This is a genomic window from Nocardioides sp. F233 (assembly GCF_057813895.1).
Map to the genome: position 1 here is coordinate 165,814 of NZ_JBVASH010000003.1, position 19,076 is coordinate 184,889.

Here is a 19,076-nt window from a genome sequence, read left to right on the forward strand (position 1 = left end):
TTCGGTGGGGCGTCGCTGGGACGGTCAGCTGTTGCGCTTGTAGAAGGGGAGCTCGACGACGTCGGCGTCCTCGAGGGTGCCGCGCAGCGACACCTGGACCCGGGTGCCCGGGGCGGCCAGCGCCGGCGGGACATAGGCCATCGCGATCGGCTTCTCCAGCGTGGGCGAGGGCGAGCCGCTGGTGACGACGCCGACCTCGGCGCCGGTGGCGGGGTCGACGACCGGGTAGCCCGCACGGGGCGAGCGGCGGCCGGTCGAGACCAGGCCGACGAGGGTCCGCTGGGGGCCCTCCTCCTTGCGCCGGGCCAGCGCCGCCTGGCCGACGAAGCCCTCGGGCTTGTCGAGGACGACGACCCGGCCCAGGTTGGCCTCGTACGGCGTGGTGTCGCGGTCCAGCTCGTGGCCGTAGAGCGGCATCCCGGCCTCCAGGCGCAGGGTGTCGCGGCAGGCGAGGCCGGCGGGGACCAGGCCGTGGGGCTCGCCGGCCTTGCTCAGCGCGTCCCAGACGGCGGCGGCGTCGCCGGGCTTGCAGTAGACCTCGAAGCCGTCCTCGCCGGTGTAGCCGGTGCGGGCGAGCAGCACGTCGATGCCGGCGACCGTGCCGGCGTCGATCGCGTAGTACTTCAGCGACGGGACGTCGAGCTCGGTCAGGCCGGCGAGGATCTCCGCGGACGCGGGACCCTGGACCGCGAGCAGCGCCCAGTCGATCGAGGTGTCGGTGACCGTGACGTCGTAGCCCGCGGCGCGGGCGACCAGCTCGGGGGCGACGACGGCGACGTTGCTGGCGTTCGCGACGACGAGGTAGTGCTCCTCGGCGAGGCGGTAGACGACGAGGTCGTCGATGATGCCGCCGTCCTCGGCGCAGATCATCGAGTAGCGCGCGCGGCCGATGCCGATCGCGGACGGGCGGCCGACCAGGGCGTGGTCGAGCGCGGCGCCGGCGCCGGGGCCGACCAGCTCGATCTCGCCCATGTGGGTGAGGTCGAACAGCCCGGCCGTCGTACGCACGGCGCGGTGCTCGGCGGTCTCCGAGCCGTAGCGGACCGGCATCTGCCAGCCGGCGAAGTCGGTGAACGACGCGCCGAGGGCGGCATGGACGTCGTGCAGCGGCGTGAGCCGCGGGGTCGCTGAAGGTGTGGTCATCGGGAGGCTTCCTCGTGAAGAGCGCAGCGGTACGCCGTGCTCGTGGCTGGGTTGCCTCCCCGCTCTGTCATCGCTACCTGAGAGCTTCACCGCCCGGTCGGGCGGCTTGCACCGTGGGTGCGGGCCGGTGGATCCGGTCCGTCTTTCCAGAGTTCGCCTCGTCCCGGCGGTCAGGGGGCCTGAGAGATTCTTGGGGAGATTTGCTCCTTCGGCGCCCGTCCTCGTGGGACTGGGACTCTCCCGCCGGGGTTCGAACGGCGCGATGTTGAGTTGTGACGCGCATCATGGCGCAGGGCGAGCATACGGCATCCGCCGGCCGGCGCCCGTACCATCGGGCGGTGCCTCACCCCGACACCGAGGAGCAGCTGACCGGGATCGACCCGGACGAGCTCGCCATCACCCTCAAGGTCCTTCGCCAGGTCCCGCTGCTCGACCCCGAGCACGACGACGTGCGCACCATGAAGCGCGCTGCGTCGTACATGTACAAGCTGATCAAGAAGCAGCGGCGGGCCGAGATCCGGATGGAGCGGCAGCGGCACGACCAGGACATCATCGAGCTGACGGCGACCGGGTCGCCGATGCGGATCGACGACGAGACCGCCGGCATCCCGCTGGTCTCCACCGCGCAGGGCGCCTTCGCCGGTGAGCTGCTCACCGCGCGCGGCTGCTACATCTGCAAGGAGGACTTCACCCTCGTCGACGCGTTCTACCACTGGCTGTGCCCGCGCTGCGCGGCGATGAGCCACGCCAAGCGCGACCAGCGCACCGACCTCACGGGCAAGCGCGCGCTCCTGACGGGCGGCCGCGCCAAGATCGGCATGTACATCGCGCTGCGCCTGCTCCGCGACGGTGCGCACACGACGATCACGACCCGGTTCCCGAAGGACGCCGTACGCCGGTTCGCCGCGATGGAGGACTCCGCCGACTGGCTGCACCGGCTCAAGGTCGTCGGCATCGACCTGCGCGACCCCACCCAGGTCATCTCGCTGACCGACGACGTCGCCGCCGACGGCCCGCTCGACATCATCATCAACAACGCCTGCCAGACCGTACGGCGCCTGCCCGGCGCCTACACGCACCTGATCGACGGCGAGAACACGGCGCTGCCCTCGGCCGAGTCGCTGGGCGTCAAGGCGCTGCCGGAGATGGTCACCTTCGACCGGATCTCCGAGGCGCACCCCGCCGCCATCGCCGGTGCCCTGTCCTCGACCGCCGTCGCCCACCACGACGGGGAGTCGGCCGAGGCCGCGCTCGCCTCCCGCAACGCGGCCTCGATGACCGCGCTCGCGCTCAAGGCCGGCGGTGCCTCGCTGGAGGCGCACCTGGCCGGGACCGCGATCGACGCCGGCGGCCTGATCCCCGACATCCAGGACAACAACTCCTGGACCCAGGTGCTCGACGAGGTCGACCCGCTGGAGCTGCTCGAGGTGCAGTTCTGCAACTCGATCGCGCCGTTCCTCATCAACTCGCGGCTCCGCCCCGCGCTGCGCGCCGCGGTGCACAACGGTGCCCGCCGCGCGTACATCGTCAACGTCTCGGCGATGGAGGGGCAGTTCTCCCGCCGCTACAAGGGCGCGGGGCACCCGCACACCAACATGGCCAAGGCCGCGCTCAACATGATGACCCGGACCTCGTCGGGTGAGATGTTCGAGACCGACAAGATCCTGATGACGGCCGTCGACACCGGCTGGATCACCGACGAGCGACCGCACCACGAGAAGCTGCGGATCGCGGCCGAGGGCTGGCACGCCCCGCTCGACCTCGTCGACGGCGCGGCGCGAGTCTACGACCCGATCGTGCGTGGCGAGGCGGGGGAGGACCTGTACGGCTGCTTCGTGAAGGACTACGCGTCCTCACCCTGGTGAGTCGGTGAGTACGGTCCGATCGGGCTTGTCATCACCCTTTTTTGGTACGAACCGTGCATCTTCGCGAACTTTGGCCGATGGTGAAGGCATGCGTCGCCTGCTGTCGTTGATGACCGTCCTCGCCGTCTCGCTCGGTGTGCTGTCCGCGCTGTCCCCGGCCAGCGCCGCCGCACGCCCCTCGGCCCCCTGGGTGTCGGCCCAGGCCGTGACGGGTGGCACCGTCACGGTGAGCCTCGACTGGGACTACGCCGGTCCGGGTCGCTACGAGCTCCTCGTCTCCTCTGCGGGACCGGACGTGTACCCGGGCGACGCGGTCCAGAAGCGGGTGCCGGCCGGCCCGACCCACGCCGACGTGACCGGCCTGACGCCGGGCACCACCTACTGCTACGCGGTGACGCTCGAGGGCAACGGTGGCGAGCGCAGCTGCAAGGTCACCCCGCCGGCCTCGCGGGCCGTCGTCCCGACCTCGTTGGCCACCACCGCCGCCACCTTCAACCTGCGCTGCGGCTCGAAGTCGAAGTGCAACAGCGGCTGGACGTGGAAGAAGCGGCAGAAGCAGGTCGTCGCCGACATCGACCGGATGAACGCCGACATCATGGTGTTCGTCGAGGGCCACGTCGCCCACAAGTACGGCAAGAAGAAGCGCTGGATCGGCAAGGCCATGGCGCAGCGCGGCTACACGCTGGCCTGCCAGACCCAGAAGAGCAAGAAGCGCAAGCTCTACAGCCAGACCGCGTACGTCCGTGCCAGCGTGTACGACGTCGTCGACGCCAGGAACAACAGCAAGGGCACCCGGTTCACGATGTTCGGCGACCGCGACCACGGCTACTGCCAGGCACTGGTGCAGCACCGGGCGAGCGGCAAGCAGGTCGCGATCGCCGCGGTCCACCTGCGTGACGGCAAGGCGGACGGCACCCGCCAGCAGGAGACCGCCTACGTGCTCAACCGGGTCACCGGAGCCTTCCCCGGCCGGCCCACCGTCGTGCTGGGCGACTTCAACTCGCACCGCGGCCTCGACCGCCGCGGACAGACCGACACGCCCCGCCTGGTCATGGAGAGCGCCGGGTTCGCCGACTCCGGCGACATCGCCGCCCACCTGACCTACCCGAACCTCAACTCCGCGCACGCCTTCAAGGTCAACCCGCCGCGCTCGACCACCTGGCCGACCCACGTCGACCGGATCTTCGTCTCGCCGGGCATCACGGTGCCGAGCTGGGAGAACATCGCGGTGCTCGTGGGCGGGCGGTACGCCACCCCGATGGCCTCCGACCACAACCCGATCAAGGCGACCCTGTACATCCCCTGACCTTCCTCCCGGGGCACTAGGGTCGAGGCATGGCCGAGGAGATCCCCGCGATCGCGACCGACGTCCCGCCCAGCGGCCCTGGCTGTGCCGAGTGCACGGCCGTCGAGGGCTGGTGGGTCCACCTGCGGCGGTGCGCGGCGTGCGGGCACGTCGGGTGCTGCGACAGCTCGCCCGCCCAGCACGCGTCCGCGCACTTCCGCGAGAGCGGGCACCCGATCGTGCAGTCGTACGAGCCGGGGGAGGACTGGTTCTGGGACTACGCCAGCGAGGACTACTACGCCGGACCTGAGCTGGCCGCCCCCTCCAGCCACCCCGACGACCAGCCGGTCCCCGGGCCGCGTGGCGCGGTCCCGGTGAACTGGCGGGACCTCGTGCACTGATGCTGCCAGCGGTCCTGCTGGGACTGGCCCTGGCTGCGGGGCCGGTCGTGACCCCGCCCCCGGGCGGGGTCGACATCGACTACCAGCTCGGTGGTGCCGTCTCGCCCGCCCCGAACGTGGGGATCGTGGCCCGCGACCGGCGGGCCGCGCCGGAGCCGGCGCACTACAACGTCTGCTACGTCAACGGCTTCCAGACCCAGCCCGGCGAGCGCAGCCTCTGGCGCCGCCATCCGGGCCTCGTGCTGCGCGACGGCGGCGTGCCGGTCGTCGACGAGGCGTGGGGCGAGCAGCTGCTCGACATCCGAACGGCCGGCAGGCGGGAGCGGCTCGCCCGCATCGTCGGCCGGTGGATCGACCGCTGCGCCCATGACGGGTACGACGCCGTCGAGATCGACAACCTCGACTCGTTCACCCGCAGCCACGGCCTGCTCCGCCCACGCCACGCGAAGAGGTACGCGCGGCTGCTCACCGCCCGTGCCCACGCCGCCGGGCTGGCCATCGGCCAGAAGAACTGGGCGTCGCTCGACGGCCGCACCCTCGGCTTCGACTTCGCGGTCGCCGAGGAGTGCGGCCGTTACGACGAGTGCGGGCGCTACGTCGCGTCGTACGGCGACCGGGTGCTCGTGGTCGAGTACCGCCGGCGCGACTTCCGGCGCACCTGTGCGGCGTACGGCGCCCGGCTCGGTGTCGTGCTCCGCGACCGTGACCTGGCCCCGGAGGGTCGCCGGGCCTGGTGCTGACGGCCGCCCGCCCGCTCAGGCGAGCGTGACCTCGACCGGCACGGCGTTGCGCAGCGTGTGACCGACCGGCGAGCTGGCGAGCACCGCGGTGTGGAGTGCCTCCAGCTCCTCGCGGGGCGCGGGGGAGTCGAGGGTGACGGTGGCGCGGATCGTGTCGAACCCGGCGTGCCCCTCGGCGAGGCCGAGGAAGACGTGGAGGTCGAGGTCGCCCTGCAGGTCGATGCGCAGGTCGCGGACCTCGATGCCGGCGACGGTGGCGTTGGCGGCGTACCCGACGGCGAGGCAGTTGCCCAGGGCGCCGAGCAGCTGCTCGACCGGGTTGGGGGCGGTGTCGCCGCCGCCGAGGGCCGGCGGCTCGTCGGAGCGGACCGGGGCGAAGCCGCGCACGCTGGCGTGGGAGGCGAAGGCGCCGTCCCAGGTGACGTGGGCGGCCCACGTGGTGGCCGCCTTCGTCGGGTCGTCCTGGACGGCCCGGACCAGGCCGGTGACGGCCTCGAGGTCGACGTCGTTGAGGCGGGTGCTGGTGGAGGTGGTGGTCATGGATCAAATATGAGTGGTTCGCTCATATTTGACGAGGGGCTGGGCGAGGTCGTGGCGGCGTGGCCGGGAACGCCTTGCACCGGCCGCGGCCCTGAGCGTCGCCGCGACGACCGTGCGGGTCTCGGCCGGGTCGATGACGTCGTCGATCTCGAAGACCCGCGCCGCGTTGAGGGCGCTGGCGTGGGTGCGCAGGTCCGCAGTGTGCCGGGCGACCGTCGCCTCGCGCTCGTCCTCGGGCAGTGCCGCCAGCTCGCGCGCCATCGCCAGGCGGACGGCGCCCTCCAGCCCCATCGGCCCGAGGTGGGCGTCGGGCCAGGCCACCGTGAGCAACGGCCGGTGCGTGCTGCCGCCGAGCATCGCCTGGGCGCCGAGCCCGTAGCCGCGACGCAGCACCACGCCGACCAGCGGCACGCTCAGCCGCGCGCCGGCGGTCACCATCCGCGAGGCGTGCCGCACCAGCCCGGTCCGCTCGGCGTCCGGGCCGACCATGAAGCCGGGGGTGTCGACGAGCGAGACGACCGGCAGCCCCCAGCGCTCGCACAGCTCGAGGAAGTCGGCGGCCTTCGTGGACGCGTCCGCGGTCAGTGCGCCGGCCAGGTGGGTGGACTGGTTGGCGACGATGCCGAGCGGGATGCCCTCGACCCGCGCGAAGGCGGTGACCAGCTCGGGTGCCCACGCCTCGCGCAGCCAGGTCACGCTGTCGACGTCGGCGAGCGCCTCCACGACCGGGCGCACGTCGAAGGCCTCCCGGTCGTTGGCCGGCAGCATCGTGCGCAGTGCCGTGGGGTCCCCGGCCTCGCCGGGCACGACCCCGCCATCGAGGTAGCCCAGCAGCCGTCGTACGACGGCGACGGCCTCCTCCTCGTCGGCGACCACGATGTCGATGACGCCGTTGGCGGCCTGCTCGTCGACCGGACCGATCTCCTCCGCGGCGTACTGCCCGAGCCCGCCGCCCGCGATCATCGCCGGCCCGGCCATGCCGAGGTTCGCGTCCGGGGTGGCCACCCGCAGGTCAGCGCAGCCCGCGAGCACCGCATTGCCGGCGAAGCAGCGCCCGGACACGACCGCGATCCGCGGGACGACACCCTCCAGCTCGCCCCACAGCGCGAACGAACCGACGTCGAGAGCGGAGACGATCGGCAGGTCGACGTCGCCGGGCCGTCCGCCACCGCCCTCGGTGAAGAACACCGTCGGCAGGCCCATTCGGCCGATCAGCTCGATCAGGCGGTCCGACTTGCGGTGCCCGCGCATGCCCTGGGTGCCGGCCATGACGAGGTAGTCGTAGGACAGCACCGCTGCCGGTCGCCCGTCGATGGTCGCGGTGCCGCCGATGATGCCGTCCGCGGGCGCCTCGACGACGAGCTCGGCCAGCGGGCGGCGCTGCTCCTGCGCGGCGGTGATGAAGCGGCCGTACTCCACGAAGGAGCCCGCGTCGACGAGGTCGGCGATGTTCTCGCGAGCGGTACGACGACCACGGGCGTGCCAGCGGGCGACCTGGTCGGGACGGGCCTCGTCGGTGGTGAGGAAGCGGCGGGCGATCAGCTCGGTGAGGCCCGGCGCGGGCGCGCCATCAGGTGCGTCGGTCACCCGGCCATCATGGCGCAGTCGGGCCGCTGTCCCCGTGGCGGTGCACGACCTGCCACCCACCCGGCTCCCGGCGGTACACCTGCGTCACCCGCAGCACGTAGCTCCGCTCCTCGCCGTCGACGACGGCCGTGGTGTGCTCCCGGTGGACGGTGTACGCGAGGTCGCCGCTGACGTCGGCCGCGACCACCTCGACGTCCGCGGCGACGCTGCCGTCGAAGGACTCGGCCAGCGCGTCGAACACCGCCCGCACGGCATCCGGCCCGGTGGCGTCGTACCACGCACCGAAGAGGGTGACCGGCGCCTGCCGCGACCAGGTGCCGTCGCGGGGTGCCGCGTCGCCTCCGTGGAGCGCGTTCTCGGCCGCGCGCCACGTCGTACCGAACCAGTCGAGGAACTCCGCACGCTCGTCCATGCCTGCAGGAGACGCCCGGACGACCGCGGTGTCAACGGGGGACCGAGGCCGGATCTCCGGTGAGGACCCGCAGCGCGAGCGCGGTGGTCGACTCCATGTCGAGGTGGCCGACCACCCGATCGACGCGCGCGATGTCGAGGGGGAGCAGGCCGGGGGTGCCCGGGATGTCGGGAGTGAGGCCGAGGTCGAGGTCGGTCCGGCCGGCCATCATCCGCAGGTTAAACTCGTAGGTGTCGCGCGCACCCGGCGCCGAGAGCCGCTTGAGCACGGTCGCGCCGGTACGACGCGCGCCGGTCTCCTCCGCCCACGCATCCAGCGCCGCGACCACCGAGCGACCCTCGTCGTGCTCGATGTCGGCCCAGATCTCCCGCATCGACCCGATGTGGGAGAGCAGGTAGGCGGCGGTCTTCTCGCCGATCCCGGCGACCCCGGGCAGGTTGTCGCTGGCGTCGCCGCGCACCGCGGCGAACTCGAGGTAGCGCTCCGCCGGGACGCCGTACATCGAGCGCAGGTGCGCGGAGGTCAGCAGCGGAGAGCCGTTGATGCCGCCGTTGATCAGCCGCAGCACCCGCGTGTGGTCGCTGATGTGGGCGAACGAGTCGCGGTCGGAGGTGATGATCACGCAGTCCCAGCCGTTCTCGCCGGCCCAGGTCGCGGCCGACGCGTTGACGTCGTCGGCCTCCAGCCCGGGGGGAGTGAGCGTGGCCATGCCGAGGGCGTCGAGCAGCGCCCCGGCCCGGTCCAGCTGGTCGACGAGGTCCGGGTCCTTCTCGGCCCGACCGGCCTTGTAGTCCGGGTACGCGTCACGGCGGTCGGACGCGACGCGGTCGTCGAGCCCGAAGATCACCGCGTCCGGTGCGAACTGGTCGATCGACTCGATGATCTGGCGCAGCATGCCGTGCAGCGCCCACGCCGGCCGCCCGCCCCGGTCGCGATGCCGGGTGTGGGCGCGCGCATGGTGGTTGCGGTGCAGCAGCGACGGAGCGTCGACAGCGAGCAGCAGCCTGCGGGGGCGGTCCGGGACGGGGTTCATGGCGATCCGGTCGATCCTAGGCGGCTGGACGTCACCGCTAGGAACCCTTGTTGAGCGGGGAGTCCTTGCGCGCGACCATGTCGAACCGCTCCTCGGGCGACAGTGCCCGGAACGGCTCGAGCATCTCCAGGCCGTAGCCACTGACCTCCGCCGCGTCGGTCGCCGGGACGACGGAGTGGACCACGCGGTCGTCGTACAGGTGCAGGAGGGTGAAGGCCTGGTGCGCGTCGACGCCGGAGAGCAGGCGCCCGTCGGGGGCGAGCTCGGAGGTGTAGCAGCTCGCGGAGGCGACGGAGACGGGGACGCCGGCGAAGGTGGAGTACGACGTGAAGTGGAAGTGGCCGCCGAGGATCCCGCGCACGTCGGAGCCCGCGACCACCTCGGCCAGGCGCGGCTGGTCGTGCAGCTCGATCAGCTCGGCCAGGCGCAGCAGCGGCACCGGGATCGGCGGGTGGTGCAGCGCGAGCAGGGTGCCGTGGGGTGCCGGTTCGCTGAGCACGTCGGCGAGCCAGGCGAGCTGCTCGGCGGACAGCTCGCCGTGGTGCCAGCCGGGGACGCTGGTGTCGAGCGCGACGATCCGCAGCCCGGCCACGTCGTGCACCCGGTCCTGCGGCTCGTCGCTCTCGATGCCGAACAGCCCGCGGCTGTAGGCCCGGCGGTCGTCGTGGTTGCCCATCACCCACACGACCTCGGCCCCGAGCTCGGCGGCCGCCGGCTCGACGACCTCGCGAAGCCGCTGGTACGCCGCCGGCTCGCCCTTGTCGGCCAGGTCGCCGGTGAACACCAGCGCCTGGGGCGGCGTGGGCAGCCGGCGCAGTCGCTCGAGCGCGCGCTCGAGGTGCGCCGTGGTGTCGATGACGCCGTACTGCAGGCTGCCGGCGAGCAGGTGCGGATCGCTCAGGTGGGCGACGACGTGGGTCGGGTCGGGGTACTGGCCGAGGGGCTCCACGGACAGGAGCGTAGGTCCTCGCACCTCCGGGCCGGGTGGCGCGCTACGCTTCGAACATGCGTTCGGTCCGAGGTGGTGCGGCGGCCCAGGAGTGCCTGCCGCTCGACCTGCCCCCGCCGATGCCGCCCGCGCCCCGCGAGCGGCCGGCCCAGGTGCAAGCCGACGGCGAGGACGTGCGGATCCGGCTGCGCAACGATGCGCTCGCCTCCCACGGGTGGCCGGCCGGGACCGAGCTGCTGGTCTCGACCGCCCGGCGCCCGCGCCGCGGGGAAGTGGCGCTGGTCCGGGAGGGCGGTCGGCTGAAGATCGGCGTGCTCGAGATCCAGTTCGGGCGCTCGGCGCTGCGCACCGACCACGGTGCGACGCTGGTCGGGTCGTCGGCCCGGATGGTGGGGGTGGTGACCGTGGCGGGTGCGCCGCTCGCGGGGATGCCGGCCGTCGTACCCGAGGCGTGAGGCAGGCTGGGGCCATGAGCCCCGACCTGCTGCTGGCCCGGCGCGACGTCGCGTTCCTGCTCCACGAGTGGCTCGACGTGGCTGCGCTGTGCTCGCGGGAGCGGTACGCCGAGCACAGCCGCGACACCTTCGACGCGGTCCTCGACCTGTCCGCCGAGCTGGCTGCCGAGCACTTCGCGCCGCACAACGCGCTCAGCGACGCCCACGAGCCGCAGTTCGACGGCGAGACGGTGACGATCGTGCCCGAGGTGGGCGCGGCGGTGCGGGCGTTCGCGGAGGCCGGGCTGGTGTCGGCGGCGATGGACGAGTCGGTCGGCGGCGGTCAGCTGCCCCACGTCGTGCAGCAGGCCTGCTTCGCCTGGTTCCAGGCGGCCAACGTGTCGACGTCGGGCTACCCGATGCTCACCATGGCCAACGCCAACCTGCTGCTCGCCCACGCCTCGCCCGATCAGGTCGCCCGGTTCGTGCCGCCGATGCTCGACGGGCGCTGGTTCGGGACCATGTGCCTCTCCGAGCCGCAGGCCGGCTCGTCGCTGGCCGACGTCGCGACCCGCGCCGTGCGCCAGGCGGACGGCACCTTCCGCCTGTTCGGCAGCAAGATGTGGATCTCGGGCGGCGACCACGAGCTGGGGGAGAACATCGTCCACCTCGTCCTCGCCCGGGTCGAGGGCGCACCGCCGGGGGTGAAGGGGCTCTCGCTGTTCGCGACACCGAAGTACGTCGTCGACGGCTCGGGTGAGCGCGGGGAGCGCAACGACGTCACCCTGGCCGGCCTCAACCACAAGATGGGCTTCCGCGGCACGGTCAACACGGTGCTCAACTTCGGTGAGGGCCGGCACCTCCCGGGTGGCGCGCCGGGCGCGGTCGGCGAGCTCGTCGGCGAGGAGGGCCGTGGCCTCGCGGTCATGTTCCACATGATGAACGAGGCCCGGATCGGTGTGGGTGCGGGCGCGGTGGCGCTCGGCTACACGGGCTACCTACGTGCGCTCGCCTACGCGCGTGAGCGGGTCCAGGGCCGACCGCTCGCCGGCAAGGACCCCGCCGCGTCGCCGGTTCCGATCGCCGGGCACGCCGACGTACGCCGGATGCTGCTCGCCTCGAAGTCGTACGTCGAGGGCGGGCTCGCCCTCGTGCTGAAGGCCGCGCACCTGCTGGACGACCAGCACACCCACCCCGACCCGGACGCGAGGGAGCGCGCGGGCGCGCTGCTCGACGTCCTGACCCCGGTCGTGAAGAGCTGGCCCTCCCAGTGGTGCCTGGTGGCCAACGACCTGGCGATCCAGGTGCACGGCGGCTACGGCTACACGCGGGAGTACGGCGTCGAGCAGCTCTACCGCGACAACCGGCTCAACCCGATCCACGAGGGCACTCACGGCATCCAGGCCCTCGACCTGCTCGGGCGCAAGCTGGTCATGGACGGCGGCGCCGGCCTGGCGGTCCTCGTCGAGGCGATCACCGGGACCGTCGAGCGGGCGCAGGCGACGGGTGTGGCCGAGCTGGCGTCGTACGCCGACCGGGTCGCGGTCGCCACCGCCGGCCTCGCGGACGCCGTCGCCGCGGCCTGGTCGACCGGCGACCCGGCCGCCGCCCTCGTGAACGCGACGACCGGCCTCGAGGCCGCCGGCCACGTCGTGGTCGCGTGGACCTGGCTCGACCAGCTGGTGGCGGTCGGTGACCGCGAGGGCGCGTTCTACGACGGCAAGCGTGCCGCGGGCCGGTACTTCCTCACCCACGAACTGCCCAAGGTCGGCCCGATGCTCGACCTTCTCGCCGGCGGCGACCAGCTGTTCAACGAGGTCGACCCGGCGACCTTCTGAGGCACGACCTAGGTGGCGCAGGCGCCCAGTGCCTCGCCGAAGAGGGCTCCCCACGCGTCCTCGATGTGCTCGAGGCCGCGACCGTTGGCGAGGTTGGGGTTCGAGCTGCCCTCACCGATCGTCTTGTCGCTGCGGGTCGTGAAGCCCTCCGGGCCGCCGTGCCCGAGCCAGTAGGCCACGAAGCAGTCCGGGTCGAAGCCGGGCGGGAAGTCGGGGCTGTGCGCGAACTCGTCGACCGTGACGCGTACCCAGCGGCTCGAGTGCGTGGCGCTGGCGTCGCCCTGGTCGGAGCGGCTGACGTTGTAGCAGTCATGGGCCGAAGCAGGACCACTCGCTGCGACGAGCAATGCTGTGGCGGCCGTAGTGGCGATCGCGAGACTGCGCTTTCTCATGGTGGCTCCGTTGTCTCGGGTGGGCGCGTCGGCAGGGGCACCGGCGCCTCCTCAGCGTGCTCGTCCCGTCGTCGCCACGCACCACCGAAATCGGGCATCTGCCCGCCCGATCCGCCGGCGTAGCCTCGAGTCATGACGGGCGAGCCCTCCAGCATGTTCGAGGCGATCTACGCCGGAGCGGACGCCGGTCAGGCCAAGCCGCCCTGGGACCACGGCGCGGCTCGGCCACAGCTCGTGGAATGGGCTGAGGCGCGAGACCTGGCGGGCGGTGGCCGCGAGGCGCTCGTGGTGGGCTGCGGCTACGGCGCCGACGCCGAGTACCTCGCACAGCTCGGGTACCGGACCACGGCCTTCGACTTCGCGCCGACCGCGATCGCCGCAGCGCGGCGCAAGCACCCCGGCAGTGCGGTGGACTACGCCGTCGCCGACGTCCTGGACCTCCCGCTGGATTGGCAGGGCAGGTTCGACCTCGTGGTGGAGAGCCTGACCGTGCAGTCGATGCCGCCCGACCAGCACACGTCGGCCGCCCAGGCCATAGCAGCGCTGGTGGCTCCGGCGGGCATGCTGCTGGTCCTCGCGACCACGCGGGAGGACGGGGTTGAGGTCGCTGGACCGCCGTGGCCGCTGACCCGGGCAGAGGTGGAGGAGTTCGCGAGCGGCGGACTCGACCTGCGTCGGGTGGAGCGGATCGAGAACGGTGCGTGGTGGCGTGCCGAGCTGGCCAGACGGGTGTGACGCGGGCGGCCTCGATCGCCCTGCGGGGCGGTGCTGGAGTTTGGGGATCCGTGCCCTGGGCCCACTTGCTGCGGAGGGGCACAAGCATCGCGGCAGATCCGGGCTATTGCGAGGTGACCTGAATCTCCGGTTGCCCAACGCCGAATGGGGACAGCGTGGAATCCTTGGGGGCGTGCCCTTTCCAGCGGCGATCGATCCAGAGATGGTTGGTAGGTACCCGGCCCTCGCTCATGCGGGCGGCGGCTACGTGTGGGACGAAGTCTTGGAGTATCGCGTCTGGTGCTCCCCGGGCAGGGGTGCCGAAGACGTCGCCGACGGAGACGACTACTTCTACGCGTTCGGGACCTACGAGGAGGCGAGCGCAGCGTCTGAGGTCTTGACCGGATCCGACGAGCCGCTGGCGCTAGTGCGACAGCGTGAGTACATCGATGAACCCGGGGCTGGGGATTACCGGCACGTTAGGGAGGAGCGCGTCGCTGAATGGCCGGTCGAGTTCTTGTCCCGACCGAGCCGCGACGACCGCACCATTCCAGAGTTCCTCGCCCCCGATGCGCCCCCGAACCGGCTCGCCATCCTGCGCGGCGAGGCCCCTCGCACCACGGCATAGCTACAACCGCTCGTCGGCATTGCCAGGCGAGCCGCGGCATGAGGGTGCCTCTCGGGCTCCGCTCAGACGACGATCAGCCGCTCGCCCAGATGGATCTGATAGCTCTCGAAGTTCTTGTTCGAGTCAAAGACTTGCAGGACCGACCCGTCTGCCCAGCACAGCGTCAGGGTCCCGGGTTCTGCGACCTCGGCTTCGGTCACGACGACGCCGAGGCGATCCGCGAGGACCTGGGCCGCATCCAGTGGCCGGCCATACCTGTGTGCCTCGCCCCCACTTCCCGTTATTGAGAACTCAGACTCAATGATGAGAGCAATTCCGTTGAGGCTATCCAGCCGTAGCTGAACCTGGTGTTCGGTGAGGTCGATCGATTCCAGGGAGCAGAGTTGAGTCCACGGGCGTGGTGTACGACGGGCCCGGCCTGGGCGTGGCGTCCTGACATAGCGACGGCCACCGCGTGATCCTTCAGAAGACCTGCGAAAGCACGACTGAAGGAGAACCAAACGATGACCGTCGACCCCAACTCTATTGACCTGCCCGCGTTCATGGCTGATCACCTGCAGCGTGCCGAGCCCGACCTGCTCCGGAACATGTTGTCCACGTTCGTGCAGGCGTTGATGTCGGCCGAGGCCGACGCGATCTGCGGCGCCCCGTATGGCGAGCGCTCGGCGGAGCGGACCAACTCCCGCAACGGCTACCGGACCCGGGACTTCGACACCCGTACCGGGACGATGGAGGTCGCGATCCCCAAGCTGCGTGAGGGGTCCTACTTCCCGGACTGGCTGCTCGAGCGCCGTCGGCGTGCCGAGCGGGCGCTGACCACGGAGGTCGCGACCTGCTACCTGCTGGGTGTCTCGACGCGGCGGATGGAGAAGCTCGTCGAGACCCTCGGCATCACCAGGTTGTCGAAGTCGCAAGTCAGCGTGATGGCCAAGGAGCTCGACGCGCACGTCGAGGACTTCCGCACCCGACCACTCGACCAAGGTCCGTACACGTTCGTGGCCGCGGACGCGTTGACGATGAAGGTCCGCGAGGGTGGCCGGGTGGTCAACACCCACGTCCTGGTCGCGACCGGCGTCAACGCCGATGGTCACCGCGAGATCCTCGGTGTGGACATCTGCTCGGCCGAGTCCGAAGCCGGCTGGCTGACCCTGTTCCGCGGCTTGAACGCCCGCGGCCTGAGCGGGGTCAAGCTGGTCACTTCCGATGCCCACGCCGGCCTCGTCGCCGCGGTCGGCGCGACGATGGGCGGCGTCTCCTGGCAACGCTGCCGCACCCACTACGCCGCGAACCTGATGGCGATCTGCCCCAAGCACGCCTGGGGTGGCGTGAAGGCGTTGCTGCACAGCGTCTACGACCAGCCCGATGCCAAGGCCGTGCACGCCCAGTTCGACAAGCTCCTCGACACCGTGGCCGACAAGCTGCCCGAGGTCCATGACCATCTCGACGAAGCCCGTGCCGACATCCTCGCCTTCACCGCGTTCCCCAAGGAGATCTGGCGCCAGATCTGGTCCAACAACCCCAATGAGCGGCTCAACCGCGAGATCCGTCGCCGCACCGACGTGGTCGGGATCTTCCCCGACCGCACCTCCGCGATCCGGCTCATCGGCGCCGTCCTGGCCGAGCAACACGACGACTGGATCGAAGGCCGCCGCTACCTCGGACTCGACGTCCTGGCCCGGTCCCGGATCGCGCTGATCACCACCGACGAGACCACCACCGAACAGGAGGACCTGACACCCGCTGCACTCACTGCCTAGAGTGCAGCCACCGGATCACGCGGTGGCCCCTTCATCCACCACGACCGTGGACTCGACCAGGGAGCAGCCCTTGAGAGTGCCTACGTCGGTGCCGACCTTGAGTCCGAACATGATCGCAGTTTGTCAGCCGGCGTCGTCCCCCTGCCGGCTCATCGGCATGATCGCGCGGTTCGCAGCATGTCCGGATGGCCGCAGCACCCGCCGGCTGCGCCATCAGTCCGCGTTGTCCCAGCCCTCGTCAATCACCTCGAGGATTGCCCGTGGGATGTCATCGAGCACTGAGGTTTGTAGGGCGAAGATCATGCTGGAGTCCTCAGGAGACCCGCCGATGGCAAGGACGAGTACACCGTCCGAGACGTGCCACCAGACTTCGAGCCCCATTGTGGTGCCTAGGCGGAAGTCGGCTTGTTCGCACGACCCGATCCGTGGAACGTCCGCAAGGCGGTCCCACTCGGCTGGCTTCGCCCAGATCGACAGCAGCCACGAGGTTGCCGCGAGCGTCACCGCGACGATGTCTCCGATGCCGTCGTCGAGAAGCATGTCAGCATCTACACCGACGTTCTCCATGGGGCGAAGGCTGCAGGAAGCGAAACCGCACGCACATCGGCATCACTGAGCGGATCGCGCCAGATGACCAAGTTGCGTAAGCGTGGCGAAACGGCCCAAACGAGACTCCCTCTCGTGAGCCGTGACATCTTCGTCCAGGACGTCCCGCAGGGCATCTCAAGTGTTGATGAGATCCCAGACGGCTGGGAGCCACAACCGCTTCCGTTCGGGCACGCCGAGGTGCTGGAGGCGGTGCGCGACCTCGCGCCAGACGCCGACTCGAGTGACCCTGAGTGGATGCACGTCTCACTGCCCGGTGTCGATGTCGAAGTCAACGTGACCGAGGGGTCTCCCCTGAAGTCGTTCGCCCTGCACGTGCGCGCCACCGACCATCGCGGGGCAGACACCTGGGTGCGCCGGCTCCTGGACCGGTTGGGCGCCTGTATGTTCGATCCTGAGTCCGAGAACGGCATCTTCCAGGCGTAGCCGCCTCACCGCTCATCGGCATGACCGCGCGGATCGCGGAGGATGGACGCAGATCCAGGCCTCCCTGTCGATGTGTGGCGCGAAGGTCTGGCTAGGGGATTTCAAGGACACCGTCATTCGACGTCCTTACTCTCAAAGCGTGGGCGCAGGTGATTCCGCACGCTACGAGGCTCAGCAGTCACTGCTCGACGCTGACGAGTTCGAGCGACTTGCTGCCGAGAAGCGTCAAGTGGCGCGGAACTACGAGAAGGGTGCGCGCGGAGAAGCGGCGGTCGCCACTCGACTCACCGCCCTTGAGGTTCTCGGGTGGCGGGTTCTCCCAGATCGGCGATGGGGCCGGAACGCCAATATTGACTTCTTGCTTGTTGGCCCCGGAGGTGTCGTCGTTGTCGACGCCAAGAACTGGAACTTGCTGCAAATCCACGGCGGGCATGTGTTTCGCGGCGATGACCCGGTTGACGACGAGATCGAGAAGCTCCGAGATCTGGTCGCTTCCGTGGCGGAGCGCCTCGACGACACTGGCATCACTGCCCAGGCGATCTCAGCGGCACTTGTGTTCGTGGGTCGAAAGTTGAAGGAGCAGGCGAAAGGAATACACCTTCTCGGGGAGTGGGATGTTGCGGCGTGGGCCACCCACTTGGGCACACGCCTCTCCCCGAGCCAGGTGGACTTCATCGCCGACAGACTGGCGGTGGAGTTCCCCGCCTACGAACTGTCGAACCGAGCACGCAGGCGCCAGCCGAAGCCCCACGTGCCAGTGCCGTTGGAATCGGCGAGCACGGCGGAGGCGTTCTTCGATCTGGATGAACTGGCAGATGCGCTCTGCCAGAACGCATTGCGAGGTCCGATCGAGGAGTGGATGACCTTCCTCCACCCTGACCAGAACAGACTCGTTCGCACGTCGTGGGGCGGGCCAGCGCGAGTGAGAGGCGGTGCGGGCACGGGAAAGACAGTCGTCGGCCTTCATCGCGCCGCATACCTCGCAACCAGGCAGGGGCGAAGGGTCCTGTTCGTGTCCTTCGTCCGCACTCTCCCCCTGGTCCAACGGAATCTCTGCGCGAGACTCGCGCCGGGTGCGGTCGATCGCATTGAGTTCACTGGGCTTCACCGATTGGCGGGCGCGATCCTCGATGATGCCGGAATCAGGCTTCGCGTCGATACCAAGCAGGTCGACAACGCGTGGGCGCGAGCGTGGCTTGCCGTCGGACGTGACAGCGTCCTCGGGAGCCTTGATGACCGGCCGGCGTACTGGAAAGAAGAGGTCGACTACGTCATCAAGGGTCGAGCGATCCGAAACCCGGCGGAGTACCTCGCACTCGCACGCGTTGGTCGGAAGACGCCGATGCGTGTCGAGCAGCGTGAAGCAATGTGGCGCTTGTATGTGGAGTACGAGGAGCGGCTGCGTCACGCAGGTATCCATGACTTCAACGACATGCTGATCCAGGCGACGCTGGCTGTCCGAGACGGTCTATCGGTGCAGCCTTACGACTCAATCATCGTGGACGAGGTTCAGGACCTGAACTTGGTTGGCCTACAGATGCTTCGAGAGATCGCCGGAGACGGTGCCGACAGCCTTCTGCTCATTGGCGATGGACAGCAGGCCATCTATCCCGGGGGATTCACGCTCGCCGAGGCCGGAATCGCCGTTACCGGCCGAGCCACCGTCCTCCGCACCAACTATCGAAACACTCGTGAGATCGTGACGTTCGCGCAGAGCGTCGTCGCGAGCGACTCCTTTGACGATCTTGAAGGAACGTCGGAGTCGGGCAAGCAAAGCCTCGAGACCAGAAGGTCTGGCCCGCCGCCTCGAGTCCAACATCATTGCAGTTTCACCCAACTGTCCGAGGCGCTGGTGAGTGCCATCCGGGTTGAGGTCACCGCCGGCAACTCTCTAGGGGATATCGCGGTCTTGGTGGAGACGCGAAGACAACTCGATCGAGTGTTGAAGACGCTCATCGCCCGCGGTTTCGACGCCATCGACCTCGCAGACTACGACGGGCGAACGGCGAACCAACTCCGCGTCGGCACGTTCAAGCGCGCCAAGGGCCTCGAGTTCAAGCAGGTGTTCTTGCCCGGTCTTCGAGAAGCTCCACCCGAGCAATGGCGCGGCGAATCAGAGGATGCCTACGCGGAGCGCGCCGAGCGGCATCGCCGCGAAGTCTTCGTAGGCATGACTCGCGCACGAGACCAACTGTGGGTCGGCTACCTGACTGCGTAAGCCCTCACGCTTCTTCGTGTTCCCACGTTCGCGGGCGAGTAGGGGCACGCCCTCATCGGCATGGCCGTTCGGGGCCCTCAGCACGGCATGAGCGTGCGGTCATCGGGC

General features: G+C 70.2%; 20 protein-coding genes and 2 riboswitches. Of the genes, 11 read left to right on the top strand and 9 right to left on the bottom strand.

All coding sequences use genetic code 11. From position 1 onward, the window contains the following. Positions 1-24 precede the first annotated feature (24 nt). The gene (gene gcvT, locus ACZYRU_RS12130; protein WP_488957355.1) at positions 25-1,143 is read right to left on the bottom strand and encodes a glycine cleavage system aminomethyltransferase GcvT; all 1,119 of its coding nucleotides are present in this window, start codon (positions 1,141-1,143) and stop codon (positions 25-27) included. A gap of 54 nt (positions 1,144-1,197) precedes the next feature. After that, positions 1,198-1,300, bottom strand: a riboswitch (glycine riboswitch). Beyond that, a riboswitch (glycine riboswitch) is annotated at positions 1,301-1,396 on the bottom strand. Between the two features lie 85 nt (positions 1,397-1,481). Between gcvT and ACZYRU_RS12135 the strand changes: the two genes are divergently transcribed. The 4 genes from ACZYRU_RS12135 (at position 1,482) to ACZYRU_RS12150 (ending at position 5,434) form a co-directional block, all read left to right on the top strand. Next, positions 1,482-3,008: an SDR family NAD(P)-dependent oxidoreductase gene (locus ACZYRU_RS12135; protein ID WP_488957356.1), complete on the top strand. Its 1,527-nt coding sequence runs from the start codon at positions 1,482-1,484 to the stop codon at positions 3,006-3,008. Positions 3,009-3,096: 88 nt separating this feature from the next. Continuing rightward, positions 3,097-4,314 (top strand): endonuclease/exonuclease/phosphatase family protein, encoded by a 1,218-nt coding sequence (locus tag ACZYRU_RS12140; RefSeq protein WP_488957357.1) that lies wholly within the window; start codon positions 3,097-3,099, stop codon positions 4,312-4,314. A gap of 29 nt (positions 4,315-4,343) precedes the next feature. Further along, on the top strand, positions 4,344-4,694 hold the full coding sequence (locus ACZYRU_RS12145) for a UBP-type zinc finger domain-containing protein (protein WP_488957358.1): 351 nt from the start codon (positions 4,344-4,346) through the stop codon (positions 4,692-4,694). Next, positions 4,694-5,434 (top strand): endo alpha-1,4 polygalactosaminidase, encoded by a 741-nt coding sequence (locus ACZYRU_RS12150; RefSeq protein ID WP_488957359.1) that lies wholly within the window; start codon positions 4,694-4,696, stop codon positions 5,432-5,434. Before ACZYRU_RS12145 ends, ACZYRU_RS12150 begins: the two co-directional genes overlap by 1 nt. A gap of 15 nt (positions 5,435-5,449) precedes the next feature. On the opposite strand, the gene ACZYRU_RS12155 is transcribed toward ACZYRU_RS12150, so the two are convergent. From ACZYRU_RS12155 to ACZYRU_RS12175, 5 genes are read right to left on the bottom strand one after another with little or no spacing between them, the layout of a single operon-like run. Beyond that, on the bottom strand, positions 5,450-5,974 hold the full coding sequence (locus tag ACZYRU_RS12155) for an OsmC family protein (RefSeq protein ID WP_488957360.1): 525 nt from the start codon (positions 5,972-5,974) through the stop codon (positions 5,450-5,452). 3 nt (positions 5,975-5,977) lie between these two features. After that, positions 5,978-7,561 (bottom strand): acyl-CoA carboxylase subunit beta, encoded by a 1,584-nt coding sequence (locus tag ACZYRU_RS12160; protein WP_488957361.1) that lies wholly within the window; start codon positions 7,559-7,561, stop codon positions 5,978-5,980. A gap of 7 nt (positions 7,562-7,568) precedes the next feature. Then, on the bottom strand, positions 7,569-7,973 hold the full coding sequence (locus tag ACZYRU_RS12165; protein WP_488957362.1) for a nuclear transport factor 2 family protein: 405 nt from the start codon (positions 7,971-7,973) through the stop codon (positions 7,569-7,571). 31 nt (positions 7,974-8,004) lie between these two features. After that, a complete protein-coding gene (locus ACZYRU_RS12170) occupies positions 8,005-9,006 on the bottom strand; it encodes a 5'-3' exonuclease (RefSeq protein WP_488957363.1) in 1,002 nt (333 codons plus the stop codon). A 37-nt stretch (positions 9,007-9,043) separates the two neighbouring features. Continuing rightward, positions 9,044-9,955 (bottom strand): metallophosphoesterase, encoded by a 912-nt coding sequence (locus ACZYRU_RS12175; protein ID WP_488957364.1) that lies wholly within the window; start codon positions 9,953-9,955, stop codon positions 9,044-9,046. A gap of 56 nt (positions 9,956-10,011) precedes the next feature. Between ACZYRU_RS12175 and ACZYRU_RS12180 the strand changes: the two genes are divergently transcribed. Beyond that, positions 10,012-10,410 carry a hypothetical protein gene (locus ACZYRU_RS12180; RefSeq protein ID WP_488957365.1) on the top strand — a complete coding sequence of 133 codons (399 nt, stop codon included), beginning with the start codon at positions 10,012-10,014 and terminating at the stop codon, positions 10,408-10,410. Between the two features lie 14 nt (positions 10,411-10,424). Beyond that, positions 10,425-12,227, top strand: coding sequence for an acyl-CoA dehydrogenase (locus ACZYRU_RS12185; protein WP_488957366.1), 1,803 nt, complete (start codon positions 10,425-10,427; stop codon positions 12,225-12,227). Between the two features lie 8 nt (positions 12,228-12,235). Here the strand turns inward: ACZYRU_RS12185 and ACZYRU_RS12190 are convergent, their stop codons facing one another. Beyond that, positions 12,236-12,619: a hypothetical protein gene (locus ACZYRU_RS12190; RefSeq protein WP_488957367.1), complete on the bottom strand. Its 384-nt coding sequence runs from the start codon at positions 12,617-12,619 to the stop codon at positions 12,236-12,238. Between the two features lie 132 nt (positions 12,620-12,751). Between ACZYRU_RS12190 and ACZYRU_RS12195 the strand changes: the two genes are divergently transcribed. Both ACZYRU_RS12195 and ACZYRU_RS12200 read left to right on the top strand, forming a co-directional pair. Continuing rightward, positions 12,752-13,354, top strand: a complete 603-nt coding sequence (locus ACZYRU_RS12195) for a class I SAM-dependent methyltransferase (RefSeq protein ID WP_488957368.1) — start codon at positions 12,752-12,754, stop codon at positions 13,352-13,354. Positions 13,355-13,526: 172 nt separating this feature from the next. After that, positions 13,527-13,961, top strand: a complete 435-nt coding sequence (locus ACZYRU_RS12200) for a hypothetical protein (RefSeq protein ID WP_488957369.1) — start codon at positions 13,527-13,529, stop codon at positions 13,959-13,961. Between the two features lie 62 nt (positions 13,962-14,023). Here the strand turns inward: ACZYRU_RS12200 and ACZYRU_RS12205 are convergent, their stop codons facing one another. Next, positions 14,024-14,515 (bottom strand): DUF6188 family protein, encoded by a 492-nt coding sequence (locus tag ACZYRU_RS12205; protein WP_488957370.1) that lies wholly within the window; start codon positions 14,513-14,515, stop codon positions 14,024-14,026. Here ACZYRU_RS12205 and ACZYRU_RS12210 point away from each other — a divergent pair. Next, on the top strand, positions 14,465-15,718 hold the full coding sequence (locus ACZYRU_RS12210; protein WP_488957371.1) for an IS256 family transposase: 1,254 nt from the start codon (positions 14,465-14,467) through the stop codon (positions 15,716-15,718). The two genes, ACZYRU_RS12205 and ACZYRU_RS12210, sit on opposite strands and share 51 nt — an antisense overlap. Positions 15,719-15,931: 213 nt before the next feature. Here the strand turns inward: ACZYRU_RS12210 and ACZYRU_RS12215 are convergent, their stop codons facing one another. After that, positions 15,932-16,285 carry a hypothetical protein gene (locus ACZYRU_RS12215; RefSeq protein WP_488957372.1) on the bottom strand — a complete coding sequence of 118 codons (354 nt, stop codon included), beginning with the start codon at positions 16,283-16,285 and terminating at the stop codon, positions 15,932-15,934. A 114-nt stretch (positions 16,286-16,399) separates the two neighbouring features. Here ACZYRU_RS12215 and ACZYRU_RS12220 point away from each other — a divergent pair, with 114 nt between their 5' ends. Further along, positions 16,400-16,750 carry a hypothetical protein gene (locus ACZYRU_RS12220; protein ID WP_488957373.1) on the top strand — a complete coding sequence of 117 codons (351 nt, stop codon included), beginning with the start codon at positions 16,400-16,402 and terminating at the stop codon, positions 16,748-16,750. A 139-nt stretch (positions 16,751-16,889) separates the two neighbouring features. Next, positions 16,890-18,968, top strand: coding sequence for a UvrD-helicase domain-containing protein (locus ACZYRU_RS12225; protein WP_488957374.1), 2,079 nt, complete (start codon positions 16,890-16,892; stop codon positions 18,966-18,968). Positions 18,969-19,076: the final 108 nt, after the last annotated feature.